The organism is Burkholderia sp. AU45251, from assembly GCF_030482905.1.
Classification (GTDB): domain Bacteria; phylum Pseudomonadota; class Gammaproteobacteria; order Burkholderiales; family Burkholderiaceae; genus Burkholderia; species Burkholderia aenigmatica.
Map to the genome: position 1 here is coordinate 94,805 of NZ_JAUJQH010000009.1, position 12,724 is coordinate 107,528.

Here is a 12,724-nt window from a genome sequence, read left to right on the forward strand (position 1 = left end):
CGCCCGAGCCGCACCCACCATGACGACGCCGCCCACCCGCCACCCCGCCACACCCGCACCGGGCCCGCGCTGGGCCGAGCCGATCCGCAAGCGGCTCGTGGCCGGCGTCACGCACCTGACGGCGGGCGGCGGCGGCCCGTCGCTCGACCTCTCTTCGCCGCCGGGAGACCCGGGGCTGTTCGGCCCCGACGCCGTCTGCTGGCGCGTGCATGCCGACTTCACGTCGATGATGACAGGCGGCATCGCCGCGCTACTGCTGCAGGCGCTCCATCCGCTCGCGCTCGCGGGTGTCTGGGATCACTCGTCGTTTCGCACCGACATCCTGGGCCGCTTGCGGCGCACCGCCACATTCATCACCGGTACGACGTTCGGCAGCCGCGCGGACGCACTCGCGCTGATCGAGCGCGTGAAATCGATCCACGCGCACATCTCGGGCACCGCGCCGGATGGCCGGCCGTACCGCGCCGACGATCCGGCGTTGCTGACCTGGGTGCATGTCGCGGAAGTGTCGAGTTTCCTCGCTGCGCATCTGCGCTACGTCAATCCGGCGCTGCCGGGCGAGTTGCAGGATCGCTACTACGCCGAAACGGCATTGATCGCCGAGCTGCTCGGCGCGCACGAGGTGCCCCGTTCGCGCGCCGATGTGGCCGCCTATCTCGCGCGCATGCAGCCCGAGCTCGAGGCCGGGCCGCGCACCTTCGACGTGATGTCCATCCTGCTGAACGTGCCGGTTGCGAGGCCCGCGCTGCGGCCGGCGGCGTCGCTGGTGATGCATGCCGGGATCGACCTGCTGCCGCCGTGGGCGCAGCGCATGCTCGGCGTGGCCGCGTTCGCGCCGCTGCGCCGCGCAGTGGTCCGGCCCGGCATACGGGTCGTCGCACCCGTGCTGCGCTGGGCGCTCGTGAACGGCGCGTCAAAGCGCGCGCGCCGGCGCGCCACAGCGACACCGCCCGACGGCAAGCCGCCTGCCTGACGATTCGCTTCCTCTTATCATTTCAATTTACTGTCAAATACCTGTGACAAGCTGACGGGCTTGCACCCGCGCACGGTCGCACGTGCCGTACGTCCCGCCTGTCCGTGACCCGCGCGGTGTCCCGCCAACCCGACCGACACCCGATGCCCGCGATGCCACGCCTGCCGATCCGTTTCGCCCTTGCCGCCAGCCTGTCCACCGTCTTCGCCCTCACCGCCTGCGGAGGCGACGATGTCACTGCCGTCGCGCGCTCGGACGCGCAAACGCCGTCCGGCGGTACCCCGACCGCGCCCGCTCCCACGCCGCCCGCCACCGTCACGCCGCAACCGGGCAAGTGGAAGGCCGCTCGCGCGGGCGACCTGATCGACGTGACGCTTGGCGACCTCCATCCGACGCAGGGCGCGATCGGCTACGACCAGATCTACTACAAGCTTGGCCGCTACGAATTACAGCCCGACAAGAAGTTCGACGACTTCTGCGCAGACGAAGGCCTCGGCGGCGTCGCTTCGAGCGGCTACACGGCCAGGTCGGCGCTGCGCGAACCCGCGAGCTACACGTGCACGACGACCGACGGGAACGCCCGCGACCGCTCGGTACTGAACCCGGTCGTGATCGGCCCGAACGGCGATGCGCTGTACCTGACCGACGGCCACCACGGCCTGTCGACCTACTACGAGACGCCCGACGGCGGCCCGGCGCTGCACGTGCACGTCGTCGTCAAGGACAACCTCAGCGACTACTCGGGCGACGCGTTCTGGCAGCAGATGCAGAGTCGCGGCTATCTGCGCCTCAAGAACGGCGAAGGCAAGCCGATCACGGCCGCGCAACTGCCGACCGGGCTCGGCCTGAAACTCGGGATGACGAACGACCGCTACCGCTCGCTCGTCTATTTCACGCGCGACATCGGCTACAGCAAGCCCGCGCAGGCCACCGACTACCTCGAGTTCTACTGGGCCGACTGGCTGCGCGCACAACCGGGCACGTTCTCACTCGCCGGCTATGATCTGACGCGCGCCGGCGCAACCGATCCCGATCCGGCGAAGGCCGACACGGGCTACCTGAACGCGGTCTGGAATGCGTCGACGCGGATGGTCGCGGCCACCGATCCGGTGATCGACGGCAAGACGGGCGCCGACCTCGGGCGCGCGGACGCGATCAACGGCGGGAAGAAGTACAACAAGGGGGAATTCGACAAGCTGCGCCAGCCGATCGCGGCGGACAAGCCCGGCAAGATCGCGTACGCGCTCGACTACAAGACGCGCCACGCGCTGCCGCAGTAAACCGTAAGCGGCAGCACCACACCGGAAGGGAGCCCCGGCCGGCGATGCCGGACGGGGCCTGCTGGCTCAGAGCACCTTGCGGTACCCGTCGTCGTCGCTTGCCGCGTCCAGGTGCGACACGTCGGCCCACTGCACGACTTGCGCACGGCCATCCACGTAATCGACGACGTTGATGCTCGTGTTGAGCAGCTGATAATTGCGCGGCGCCGACAGTTCGATGCCGTTCGCAAACCGGTACACGCAATCGAGCACGCCGCCGTGCGCAACGCACGCGATCCGGCCGCCCGGATGCTCGGCGACGATCGGTTCGAGCGCATGCAGCACGCGGTGATAGAACTCGCGCTGCGACTCGCCGCCCTCCGGCGCGAAACCGGGGTCGCGCGTCTGCCAAGCCGCGTAGGCGTCGGGGAACAGCGTCTCGATCTCGGCGCTGTCATGCCCCTGAAACTGGCCGTACGAGCGTTCGCGCAGCCCTTCCCGCAGCCGCGGCGACAGCCCGAGCGCATCGGCGAACGGCTGCGCGGTCTGCTGCGCGCGCATCAGGTCGCTCGAATAGATCGCATCGAGCCGTGCGCCGTCGCGCGCCTCGCGCGCGATCCGCACGGCGAGCCGCTGCGCCTGCTCGAGGCCCGTTTCGGCCAGCGGAATGTCGATATGACCCTGGATGCGCTTGATGCGATTCCAGGCCGTCTCGCCATGGCGGATGAAAAGAATCTGCGTGGTGGCCATCGCGGCGCGTCTCCGGGGAAGAATCAGGGCCGCACTTGCAGCCAGAACGTCACGGGGCCGTCGTTGACGAGCGACACCTGCATGTCGGCGCCGAACTCGCCCGTCTCGACGACCGGATGGCGCGCACGCGCGGACGCGACGAAATAGTCGAACAGCCGCGCGCCCTCGTCGGGCGGCGCGGCCGGCGTGAAGCTCGGCCGCAGCCCGCTGTTGGTATCGGCCGCCAGCGTGAACTGCGACACGAGCAGCAGGCCGCCTGCGCGGCCCTCGCCGTCGATATTCGACACCGGCAGGTTCATCTTGCCGGCCGCGTCGCTGAACACGCGATAGCCGAGCATCTTCGCCAGCAGCTTGTCGGCTGCCGCGTCGGTGTCGCCGCGCTCCGCGCAGACCAGCGCGAGCAGGCCCGCGCCGATCTCGCCCGTCGTGCGATCGCCGACGCGCACGTCGGCGCGCTTCACGCGCTGGATCAGCGCGATCATGCGGTCAGCGTGACACGTGCGAAGCGGCGCTTGCCGACCTGCACGACGAACTCGCCGGCTTCGACCTTCAGGCCCTTGTCCGACACGGTCGCGCCGTCGATCTTCACGCCGCCCTGCTCGATGTTGCGCAGCGCCTCGCTCGTCGACGGCACGAGGCCGGCCTGCTTCAGCAGTTGACCGATCGCGAGCGGCGCGCCCGCGAGCGTGACCGACGGGATATCGTCCGGCACGCCGCCCTTCGCACGGTGGTTGAAATCCTCGAGCGCACGCTCGGCGTCGGCCTGCGAGTGGAAGCGCGCGACGATTTCCTGCGCGAGCAGCACCTTGAAGTCGCGCGGGTTGCGGCCACCTTCGATCTCGCGCTTGAAGCCGCCGATTTCGTCCATCGGGCGGAACGACAGCAGTTCGAAGTAACGCCACATCAGCGTGTCCGAGATGCTCATCAGCTTGCCGAACATGTCGTTCGGATGCTCGCTGATGCCGACGTAGTTGCCCTTCGACTTCGACATTTTCTCGACGCCGTCGAGGCCTTCGAGCAGCGGCATCGTGAGAATGCACTGCTGTTCCTGGCCGTATTGCTTCTGCAACTCGCGGCCGACCAGCAGGTTGAACTTCTGGTCGGTACCGCCGAGCTCGAGGTCGGCGTTCAGCGCGACCGAGTCGTAGCCCTGCATCAGCGGGTACAGGAATTCGTGGATCGAGATCGGCACGCCGCCCTGGAAGCGCTTCGTGAAATCCTCGCGCTCGAGGATCCGCGCAACCGTGTAGCGCGACGCGAGCTTGATCATCCCGTCCGCGCCGAGCGGCATCGACCATTCGCTGTTGTAGCGGATCTCGGTCTTGTCGCGATCGAGCACGAGCGCGGCCTGCTCGAAGTAGGTCTTCGCGTTCGATTCGATCTGCTCGCGCGTGAGCGGCGGGCGCGTCGCGTTGCGGCCCGACGGGTCGCCGATCAGCGACGTGAAATCGCCGATCAGGAAGATCACCGTGTGGCCGAGGTCCTGCAGCTGACGCATCTTGTTCAGCACGACCGTATGGCCGATGTGGATGTCAGGCGCAGTCGGGTCGAGGCCGAGCTTGATGCGAAGCGGCGTGCCCGTGGCCGCGCTGCGCGCGAGCTTCTGCGCGAACTCTTCCTCGACCAGCAGCTCGTCGACGCCGCGCTTCGTGACGGCGAGCGCATGCCGGACTTCGTCGGTGATCGGGAAAACAGGCTTGGAACTGGGTTCGGTGCTCATCGGTGCCAGGAAGAATGTCGCAAAAGCAGGGATTTTCCCATAACTTGCGCGCGCATCGCTTAACGGCGCGTCATGTTGCGCGGATAATCGGGCGCAAGGCGCGCGGCACCGGCCCGCGCCGCACGATCCAGGAGAACCCAACGTGCCGCAACGACAGCCGCCAAACGCCCATCCGGCCGACGGCATCTACTTCGGGCTGATGTCGGGAACCAGCATGGACGGCGTCGATGGCGTCGCCGCGCGTTTCGAGGCCGGCAAGCCGCCGGTCGTGCTCGCGGAAGCGTTCGTCGGCTTCGCACAATCGCTGCGCGACGCGCTGTTCGCGCTGCAGCAGCCGGGCGACGATGAAATCGACCGCGAAGCGCTCGCGGCGAACGCGCTGGTCACGCGCTACGCGGTGTGCTGCCACGAATTGCAGCGCACCGCCGGGCTGTCGCGCGACGAGATCCGTGCGATCGGCGTGCACGGCCAGACCGTGCGCCATCGCCCCGAGCGTGGCTATACGCGGCAGATCAACAACCCCGCCCTGCTCGCCGAGCTGACCCAGGTCGACGTGATCGCCGATTTCCGCAGCCGCGACGTCGCAGCAGGCGGCCACGGCGCGCCGCTCGCGCCGGCCTTCCATGCGACGGTATTCGGCGCGCCGGGCGAGACGCGCGTCGTCTGCAATCTCGGCGGGATCAGCAACATCACGATCCTGCCCGGCGAAGGCGGCGACGTGCGCGGCTTCGACTGCGGCCCCGCGAATGCTTTGCTCGACGAATGGGCGACCCGCCATCTCGGCAAGCCGTACGACGACGGCGGCAAGTTCGCCGCGCGCGGCACCGTCCACGCGCCGCTGCTCGACGCGCTGCTCGACGAGCCGTATTTCACTGCGCCGCCGCCGAAAAGCACCGGACGCGACCTGTTCAATCCGGCGTGGCTCGACGCGAAGCTCGCCGCGTTCGCACAACTCGCGCCGCAGGACGTCCAGGCGACCCTCACCGCGCTGACGGCCGTGTCGGTCGCACGCGAGATCGCGCAGCACGCAGCGGGCTGCAAGGCCGTGTTCGTCTGCGGCGGCGGCGCACGCAATCCGGTGCTGCTCGACGCGCTCCGGCACGCGCTGCACGTGGCCGGCGTGGCGGCCACGGTCGATACGACGGCCGCGCTCGGCGTGCCGCCTCAACAGGTCGAGGCGCTCGCGTTCGCCTGGCTCGCGTACCGCTTCACCGCGCGCCAGCCCGGCAATCTCGCGACGGTCACGGGTGCGGCCGGCAACCGCGTGCTGGGCGCGCTCTATCCGCGTTGACGCGACACCCGCCACAACGCGGGCGTTGCATCGCCATTGCGCACGGACGTAAAAAAACGGGGCATGAAGCCCCGTTTTTCATTCCGGCGAACCGGACACGATCGATCGTGCGCTCAGACCGAGAACGACGAGCCGCACCCGCAGGTGGTGCTCGCGTTCGGGTTCTTGATCACGAACTGGGCGCCGTTGAGGTCGTCCTTGTAGTCGATTTCGGCGCCGACCAGGTACTGGTAGCTCATCGAGTCGATCAGGAGCTGGACGCCGTTCTTGTTCATCACGGTGTCGTCCTCGTTGACTTCCTCGTCGAACGTGAAGCCATACTGGAAGCCGGAGCAGCCGCCGCCCTGCACGAACACGCGCAGCTTCAGGTCGGGATTGCCCTCTTCGTCGATCAGTTGCTTGACCTTGTCGGCTGCGGCGTCGGTGAAGACGAACGGAACCGGCATTTCGGCCGTCGTTGCTGCGGATTCGGTAACAGCGTTCATTGCGAACTCTCCAAAAAGCTTTAGCCGCTATTGTAGGGCCGATCAGAAGATCGTGCTGAAGTCCATGAAATCAATAGGTTCTTGTCGATTTCATCAAACACGCCCGCGCGGGCCGCGGCAGCACGCGCCTGGAAGCGGACATAAAAAAACCGCCAGCGCGAAAGCTGGCGGTTTTTCGGGCAGACGCCGCCCGAGAGCGGCGAAGCCATGAAGCGGAATTAACGCTTCGAGAACTGCTTGGCGCGGCGTGCCTTGCGCAGACCGACCTTCTTACGCTCGACTTCACGTGCATCGCGCGTTACGAAGCCTGCGCTCGACAGCGACGGCTTCAGCGTCGCATCGTAGTCGATCAGTGCACGGGTGATGCCGTGGCGCACTGCACCTGCCTGACCCGTTTCGCCGCCGCCGTTGACGTTGACCTTGATGTCGAACGTTTGGCCGTGGTTCGTGAGTTCCAGCGGTTGACGCACGATCATCAGCGACGTTTCGCGCGAGAAGTAGTCAGCGATGGGCTTGCCATTGACGATGATGTCGCCCTTGCCAGCCTTGATGAAGACACGTGCGACTGCGCTCTTGCGGCGGCCCGTACCGTAGTTCCAGTTACCGATCATGTGGGCTCCCCTTAGATCTCGAGCGCCTTCGGCTGTTGAGCCGAATGCGGATGCGTAGCTTCAGCGTAGACCTTCAGCTTCTTGATCATCGCGTAGCCGAGCGGGCCCTTCGGCAGCATGCCCTTGACCGCTTTCTCGAGCGCGCGGCCCGGGAAGCGTTCTTGCATCTTGCCGAACGTCGTTTCATAGATGCCGCCCGGGTAACCCGAGTGACGGTAGTACTTCTTGTCCAGAGTCTTGTTGCCCGTTACTTTCAACTTGCTTGCGTTGATGATGATGATGAAATCACCAGTGTCGACGTGCGGGGTGAACTCAGGCTTGTGCTTGCCGCGCAGACGGCGTGCCACTTCGCTGGCAACACGGCCGAGAACCTTATCCGTCGCGTCAATCACGTACCATTCGCGCGTCACCTCATGGGCTTTTGCGGAAAACGTCTTCATGATCGATCCAAAAAAAATGCTTTGCCCGATGTGTTCTTCCTGCTTGTCTGTGTGCGCTTCAAGGCGCGGTGCAGGCTCTCCCTGTTCTTTTTCCGTGGGCATGAATGCGGAAAAGCCCTGAATTATAAAGGAAATACGGCAACGCGGTCAAAGGGAATCCACGTCCCGTGTCCACGGCGGCCGAAATGGGCCAAAATCCGGTCGTGCCCCGACAAGCCAGGCGAACCGAGCGCCCGGGGAGGCACCCATCGACGCGCGGCACATGACCTTGCCGCGCCAGACCGGCCGAATCTGGAAAACAACAAACAAGCATGATGAATCAACGACTTACGCCCTTCCTTGCGGCCGCGCTGCTGGCCGCCTCGGCGCCTGCCGTCGCCGCCCGCGCCGGCTGCGAAGCCAAGCTCGACGCGCTCGATACGCGCATTACCGAAGCCCGCGCGGCCCATGCCGAGGATCGCGTCGTCCGCCTGCGCGCGGTGCGCGAACGCGTCCGCCACTTCTGCGCACGCGGCCACGGCCATGCGTCGGCCGTCCACGCGCCTGCCCCTGACGCTCGCTCGCGCGGCGTGCCGTCCGGTGGCGCGACGTCGCAGTCGGCCGCAAAGCAGCCGGTGTGACGATGCCAGCGCGCGCAAGCCGCGCGCCGATGTTTGCATGGGACGAAAAAAAGCCCGAACGGCTGGTTCGGGCTTAATCCACCATAGGAGGAGGGTGGAGGAGACATTCGGAGGTTGCCGCAGCGCGACAACCAATGAGGCTCATTATACGAACGCGTTGCCGACTTCACAAGAAAATTTGCATTACGAAATCAAACACCATAATGCGAAATTTAAGGCGGCGTGTTTGAAAAATTGGTTTTCTCTTTGAAATCAATCACCTGATCCTGGCCGGCAGGATCAGGATCTCCCCTCATCTAGAGCAAAACCCCTAAAAACGGAGGGGCGTTGGCCGCCCGGCGCGCCGCGCGCACGGCGCCGGCGTTGCGCGTCGTGCAGCGCATCAGCCGACCGTTGCGCAGCGGGCTACAATGCCGGATCGAATCCGAATCAGGCAACGCTGGAGTGCAAGCATGGAATGCAAAGTAAGCTGGATGGGTCAGGACGGCATGGCGTTCTCCGCCGAGACCGGCAGCGGCCATCTCGTCGCGATGGATGGCGCGCCCGAAGGCGGCGGCCACAATCTCGCCCCGCGCCCGATGGAAATGGTGCTGCTCGGCACCGGCGGCTGCACGGCCTATGACGTCGTGCTGATCCTGAAGAAGAGCCGCCAGGAAGTCAGCGGCTGCTCGGTCACGCTGAAGGCCGAGCGCGCGAGCGAAGACCCGAAAGTGTTCACGAAGGTGCACTTCCACTTCACCGTCACCGGCCGCAACCTGAACCCGGCCACGGTCGAACGCGCGATCAACCTGTCGCACGACAAGTATTGCTCCGCGTCGATCATGATCGCGAAGACGGCCGAACTCACGCACTCGTTCGACATCGTCGCCGCCTGAACGCACGGCGAGCGCGCATGAAAAAAGGGCCGGCGCTCCGTGGGGAGCACCGGCCCTTTCGCATTCGAACGGCAAAGCAGGCCGATAAGCCGGATTCTGTGCACGCTGCGTGCCGAAGCACGCAACGCGTGGCAGCCATTCCTCTAGGCGCGCCATTGCTGACGCGCTCAAGCTTCCTACCCGCAGACGAGACGGGGGCCCCGTCCTGCATCCGAAAATGCGCGCCTGCCTACTTGGAATTGCTCCGGGTGGAGGTTACCGTGCCGGCGAACGTCGCCGTCGCCGCGGTGCGCTCTTACCGCACCGTTTCACCCTTACCTGATCCCGGCTTGCGCCGGGCCATCGGCGGTTTGCTTTCTGTTGCCCTGTTCCGCGTGTTGCCACGGATGGCCGTTAGCCATCACCCTGCCCTGTGGAGTCCGGACTTTCCTCGCCCCCGCGCGCCCGAAGGCGGCGAGGCCGCGACTGCCTGGCCTGCTTTGCGACGCGCATTCTAGCACTGCGCGCCGCCTTCGGCATTGCGCGAACGGCGACCGCTGCGAAACACGGCCGGATCGTCGTAGAACGCGGCCTCGGCATTCGCATCGCACCAGTCCGGCACGCCGAGCACCGGGAACGGCGCGAAATCGCGGCTCGTCAGCGCGCGCGCCGCGAGTTCGGCGGCGACACGCGCATCGACATGCGCGATGCGTTGCGCGTCGGGCCAAGAGAAATAGTCGGCGCTCACTTCGACGATCCACGTGTGCGCGGTGCAGGACTTGTACGGCGCGACGAGCTGCTCGAGCAGCGCATGGCCGATGAGCCGGGCCTCGCAGCGCGTGCCCCACGCATCGCGCGAGGCGACCAGCAGCCGCGGCCAGTCGAACCCGCGCAACGCGTCGGCGAGCGCGCGGTCGGCCGTCACGAACAGCGCGGCATTCTCGTCGAACAACGTGAGCGCATCGCGCAGCGTGCCGCGCACGGGGCCGACACCGCCCGCGGCGTCGATCGCCGCGGCCTGGCGTGCATTCAGCGCGGCCTTGATGCGCGGATACGCGAACCAGACGAGCGCGTTGAAGAAGTCGTGCAGATTGACGCGAGTCGGGACGCCGCCCGTCTCCGCGATATGGGTCTCGTACGCCACGCCGGGCGGCAACGCGGCCTGCGGCACGAACCGCAGCAGCCGGCCGCGGCCGGTGACGCGCGGGCCGTCGGGCCCGGTGTCGCCCAACGCGCCGTTCAGCGCGTCGAGCAGCGCGGCCTCGCCCGCCCGTACCGCTGCCTGTGCAACCCGGCCGCGCCCGGCATAGGGCGCGAGCCATGGCACGGACCAGTCGATCCGCGCAAAATCCGCCGCCCCGCTGCCGGCCGTGTGGCCGGGTTCGCGCGGCGGCGCGACCGTCACGCCAGTTTCCAGCTGATCGTCTCGCCGCCGCGCAGCGGCACGACGGGCGTATCGCCCGCGAAGATCTCGCGCGGCAGTTCCCATGCTTCGCGACGCAGCGTGACCGTCTCGGCGCTGCGCGGCAGCCCGTAGAAATCGGCGCCGAAGAAGCTCGCGAAGCCTTCCAGCTTGTCGAGCGCGCCAGCGTGGTCGAACGCTTCCGCATACAGTTCGAGCGCGTGCAGCGCCGTGTAGCAGCCCGCGCAGCCGCACGCGGTTTCCTTCGCGTCGCGCGCATGCGGCGCGCTGTCGGTACCGAGGAAGAAGCGCGGGTTGCCCGACGTCGCGGCCTCGACCAGCGCGACGCGATGCGTCTCGCGCTTCAGCACCGGCAGGCAGTAGTAATGCGGGCGAATCCCGCCGACGAACAGCGCGTTGCGGTTGTACAGCAGGTGATGCGCGGTGATCGTCGCGCCGAGCAGGCCGGGCGCCGCGTCGGCGTCGCGCACGTAGTCGGCTGCGTCCTTGGTCGTGATGTGTTCGAACACGACCTTCAGGCCCGGGAAATCGCGGCGCAGCGGCGTCATCACGCGGTCGATGAAGACCTTCTCGCGATCGAACAGGTCGATCGACGCATCGGTCACCTCGCCGTGCACGAGCAGCGGCATGCCGGTTTCCTGCATCGCCTCGAGCGTCTTCGCGCACTTCGCGAGATCGGTGACGCCGTGGTCGGAATTCGTCGTCGCGCCGGCCGGATACAGCTTCACGCCGTGCACGAAGCCGCTTTCGCGCGCGCGACGGATCTCGTCGGGCGGCGTGTTGTCGGTCAGGTACAGCGTCATCAGCGGTTCGAACGTCATCCCGGCCGGCAGCGCGGCGAGAATGCGCTCGCGATACGCCTGCGCCTGCGCGGTGGTCGTCACCGGCGGCTTCAGGTTCGGCATGACGATTGCGCGGCCGAACTGGCGCGCGGTGTGCGGCAGCACGGCGGCCAGCATGTCGCCGTCTCGCAGGTGCAGGTGCCAGTCGTCGGGACGGGCGAGCGAGAGCGTCGCCGGGGAGGAAGCGTTCGAGGCAGTCATAGGAGGCGTCGTGAGGAACGTGCTTGCCGTCGGCGGGGCCGGAACACGCATGCCGCGGGCCGACTGACGGCAAACCGCAACACGGGACCTTTGGCCAGCGGAATCCGCTTTTTACCGCTCAGGGCTCGGTGATATGCTAGAAGCCGCATTGTACCGGGGTTCGCCCGGTTCGTTACCCCCCGCCTCAGCCTGCTGCCCCAAGTAAAATGTGCCAACTCTTAGGAATGAACTGCGCCGCGCCGACGGACGTCACATTCTCCTTCACAGGTTTCGCGGCCCGGGGCGGGCTCACCGATCACCATGCCGACGGCTGGGGCATCGCGTTCTTCGAAGATAAAGCCTGCCGCCTGTTCATCGATCACCAGGCATCGGCCACGTCGCCGATCGCCGAAATGGTGAAGCGCTACCCGATCAAGTCCAAGAACACGATCGCGCACATCCGCAAGGCTACGCAAGGCCACATCCTGCTCGAGAACAGCCATCCGTTCATGCGCGAGCTGTGGGGCCGGCACTGGATCTTCGCGCATAACGGCGACCTGCAGGACTACGCACCGGACATGGAAGGCAGCGTCTACCACCCGGTCGGCACGACCGACAGCGAGCAGGCGTTCTGCGTGCTGATGCAAGGGCTGCGCGAAGCGTTCCCCGGTGCGCAGCCGCCGTTGCCCGAGCTGTTCGAGCGCGTCGGCGAGCTGACGCGCGGCATCACCGATCACGGCGTGTTCAACTTCCTGATGTCGAACGGCCAGGCGTTGTTCGCACACTGCTCGACGCGGCTGCATTACCTCGTGCGGCGCTGGCCGTTCTCGACCGCGCACCTCGTCGACGAAGACCTGTCGATCGACTTCGCGAAATACACGACGCCCGAGGATCGCGTCGCCGTGATCGCGACGCAGCCGCTCACCGACAACGAAGTCTGGACCGCGTTCGAGCCGGGCGAGCTGATCATGTTCCAGTGCGGCGACGTCGCCGCGCGGATGCGGATCCCGGTGCCCGAGCGCGTGCTCGAGAAGCTGCGCAATCCGGCGCTCGACGCATCGGCGTCGGCGTCGCGCGACACACGCGAGGCGCTCGCCACCGCCGCGGACGTCGATTCCGACGACGCAATCGACTTCTGAGCCCGGCGCACCCGCGCCCGCTCCTCTCTCCTGCCAGCCGCTGCTCCGCAAGACGGTCGCCCGCCATGCGCGATTGCGGCGGGCTGTTTTGCACACACGGTGCCGTAACGCTTCGGGCCCTATCGCTCGCCCGTGCC

General features: G+C 66.9%; 15 protein-coding genes and 1 other RNA gene. 6 read left to right on the forward strand and 10 right to left on the reverse strand.

Translation table 11 applies throughout. The features are described from left to right. Positions 1–19 precede the first annotated feature (19 nt). A complete protein-coding gene (locus tag QZM67_RS19470; protein WP_301805912.1) occupies positions 20–973 on the forward strand; it encodes an oxygenase MpaB family protein in 954 nt (317 codons plus the stop codon). Positions 974–1,125: 152 nt separating this feature from the next. After that, a complete protein-coding gene (locus tag QZM67_RS19475; RefSeq protein ID WP_175021633.1) occupies positions 1,126–2,253 on the forward strand; it encodes a ParB/Srx family N-terminal domain-containing protein in 1,128 nt (375 codons plus the stop codon). A 66-nt stretch (positions 2,254–2,319) separates the two neighbouring features. Here QZM67_RS19475 and QZM67_RS19480 read toward each other — a convergent pair whose 3' ends face one another. From QZM67_RS19480 to tyrS, 3 genes are read right to left on the reverse strand one after another with little or no spacing between them, the layout of a single operon-like run. Continuing rightward, on the reverse strand, positions 2,320–2,982 hold the full coding sequence (locus QZM67_RS19480; RefSeq protein WP_089449910.1) for a histidine phosphatase family protein: 663 nt from the start codon (positions 2,980–2,982) through the stop codon (positions 2,320–2,322). A gap of 23 nt (positions 2,983–3,005) precedes the next feature. Further along, a complete protein-coding gene (gene dtd, locus QZM67_RS19485) occupies positions 3,006–3,464 on the reverse strand; it encodes a D-aminoacyl-tRNA deacylase (RefSeq protein ID WP_301805916.1) in 459 nt (152 codons plus the stop codon). After that, entirely contained in the window at positions 3,461–4,702 is a 1,242-nt protein-coding gene (gene tyrS / locus QZM67_RS19490; RefSeq protein ID WP_043191213.1) for a tyrosine--tRNA ligase, read from the reverse strand. Before tyrS ends, dtd begins: the two co-directional genes overlap by 4 nt. Positions 4,703–4,844: 142 nt before the next feature. Between tyrS and QZM67_RS19495 the strand changes: the two genes are divergently transcribed. Continuing rightward, a complete protein-coding gene (locus QZM67_RS19495; protein ID WP_301805920.1) occupies positions 4,845–5,993 on the forward strand; it encodes an anhydro-N-acetylmuramic acid kinase in 1,149 nt (382 codons plus the stop codon). Between the two features lie 113 nt (positions 5,994–6,106). Here the strand turns inward: QZM67_RS19495 and erpA are convergent, their stop codons facing one another. The 4 genes from erpA to rplM are packed head-to-tail and all read right to left on the reverse strand — an operon-like array spanning position 6,107 to position 7,529. Beyond that, positions 6,107–6,478 carry an iron-sulfur cluster insertion protein ErpA gene (gene erpA, locus QZM67_RS19500; RefSeq protein WP_011350956.1) on the reverse strand — a complete coding sequence of 124 codons (372 nt, stop codon included), beginning with the start codon at positions 6,476–6,478 and terminating at the stop codon, positions 6,107–6,109. Positions 6,479–6,498: 20 nt separating this feature from the next. After that, a complete protein-coding gene (locus QZM67_RS19505) occupies positions 6,499–6,687 on the reverse strand; it encodes a hypothetical protein (RefSeq protein ID WP_301805923.1) in 189 nt (62 codons plus the stop codon). A gap of 9 nt (positions 6,688–6,696) precedes the next feature. After that, on the reverse strand, positions 6,697–7,089 hold the full coding sequence (gene rpsI / locus QZM67_RS19510; RefSeq protein ID WP_006476904.1) for a 30S ribosomal protein S9: 393 nt from the start codon (positions 7,087–7,089) through the stop codon (positions 6,697–6,699). 11 nt (positions 7,090–7,100) lie between these two features. Next, on the reverse strand, positions 7,101–7,529 hold the full coding sequence (gene rplM / locus QZM67_RS19515; RefSeq protein WP_009687896.1) for a 50S ribosomal protein L13: 429 nt from the start codon (positions 7,527–7,529) through the stop codon (positions 7,101–7,103). 311 nt (positions 7,530–7,840) lie between these two features. Here rplM and QZM67_RS19520 point away from each other — a divergent pair, with 311 nt between their 5' ends. Beyond that, positions 7,841–8,149 carry a DUF1090 family protein gene (locus QZM67_RS19520; RefSeq protein ID WP_301805924.1) on the forward strand — a complete coding sequence of 103 codons (309 nt, stop codon included), beginning with the start codon at positions 7,841–7,843 and terminating at the stop codon, positions 8,147–8,149. Positions 8,150–8,559: 410 nt separating this feature from the next. After that, positions 8,560–9,024, forward strand: a complete 465-nt coding sequence (locus QZM67_RS19525; protein ID WP_175021600.1) for an OsmC family protein — start codon at positions 8,560–8,562, stop codon at positions 9,022–9,024. 69 nt (positions 9,025–9,093) lie between these two features. Here QZM67_RS19525 and rnpB read toward each other — a convergent pair. The 3 genes from rnpB to pyrC all read right to left on the reverse strand — a co-directional run bounded on the left by rnpB (position 9,094) and on the right by pyrC (position 11,469). Then, positions 9,094–9,505, reverse strand: an RNA gene (rnpB, locus tag QZM67_RS19530) — RNase P RNA component class A. Between the two features lie 12 nt (positions 9,506–9,517). Beyond that, on the reverse strand, positions 9,518–10,408 hold the full coding sequence (locus QZM67_RS19535; RefSeq protein WP_301805927.1) for a DUF3025 domain-containing protein: 891 nt from the start codon (positions 10,406–10,408) through the stop codon (positions 9,518–9,520). Next, positions 10,405–11,469, reverse strand: coding sequence for a dihydroorotase (pyrC, locus tag QZM67_RS19540; RefSeq protein ID WP_301805930.1), 1,065 nt, complete (start codon positions 11,467–11,469; stop codon positions 10,405–10,407). Before pyrC ends, QZM67_RS19535 begins: the two co-directional genes overlap by 4 nt. A 206-nt stretch (positions 11,470–11,675) precedes the next feature. Between pyrC and QZM67_RS19545 the strand changes: the two genes are divergently transcribed. Beyond that, positions 11,676–12,587 carry a class II glutamine amidotransferase gene (locus tag QZM67_RS19545; RefSeq protein ID WP_301805932.1) on the forward strand — a complete coding sequence of 304 codons (912 nt, stop codon included), beginning with the start codon at positions 11,676–11,678 and terminating at the stop codon, positions 12,585–12,587. Positions 12,588–12,724 lie beyond the last annotated feature (137 nt).

What these genes read in the sequence shown, in the direction of transcription:
- QZM67_RS19545 (WP_301805932.1), top strand. Translation starts at nt 11,676, where the DNA reads ATGTGCCAACTCTTAGGAATGAACTGCGCCGCGCCGACGGACGTCACA.
- QZM67_RS19470 (WP_301805912.1), top strand. Translation starts at nt 20, where the DNA reads ATGACGACGCCGCCCACCCGCCACCCCGCCACACCCGCACCGGGCCCG.
- dtd (WP_301805916.1), bottom strand. Translation starts at nt 3,464, where the DNA reads ATGATCGCGCTGATCCAGCGCGTGAAGCGCGCCGACGTGCGCGTCGGC.
- QZM67_RS19475 (WP_175021633.1), top strand. Translation starts at nt 1,126, where the DNA reads ATGCCACGCCTGCCGATCCGTTTCGCCCTTGCCGCCAGCCTGTCCACC.
- rplM (WP_009687896.1), bottom strand. Translation starts at nt 7,529, where the DNA reads ATGAAGACGTTTTCCGCAAAAGCCCATGAGGTGACGCGCGAATGGTAC.
- QZM67_RS19520 (WP_301805924.1), top strand. Translation starts at nt 7,841, where the DNA reads ATGATGAATCAACGACTTACGCCCTTCCTTGCGGCCGCGCTGCTGGCC.
- QZM67_RS19505 (WP_301805923.1), bottom strand. Translation starts at nt 6,687, where the DNA reads ATGGCTTCGCCGCTCTCGGGCGGCGTCTGCCCGAAAAACCGCCAGCTT.
- QZM67_RS19525 (WP_175021600.1), top strand. Translation starts at nt 8,560, where the DNA reads ATGCCGGATCGAATCCGAATCAGGCAACGCTGGAGTGCAAGCATGGAA.
- QZM67_RS19480 (WP_089449910.1), bottom strand. Translation starts at nt 2,982, where the DNA reads ATGGCCACCACGCAGATTCTTTTCATCCGCCATGGCGAGACGGCCTGG.
- rpsI (WP_006476904.1), bottom strand. Translation starts at nt 7,089, where the DNA reads ATGATCGGTAACTGGAACTACGGTACGGGCCGCCGCAAGAGCGCAGTC.
- pyrC (WP_301805930.1), bottom strand. Translation starts at nt 11,469, where the DNA reads ATGACTGCCTCGAACGCTTCCTCCCCGGCGACGCTCTCGCTCGCCCGT.
- tyrS (WP_043191213.1), bottom strand. Translation starts at nt 4,702, where the DNA reads ATGAGCACCGAACCCAGTTCCAAGCCTGTTTTCCCGATCACCGACGAA.
- erpA (WP_011350956.1), bottom strand. Translation starts at nt 6,478, where the DNA reads ATGAACGCTGTTACCGAATCCGCAGCAACGACGGCCGAAATGCCGGTT.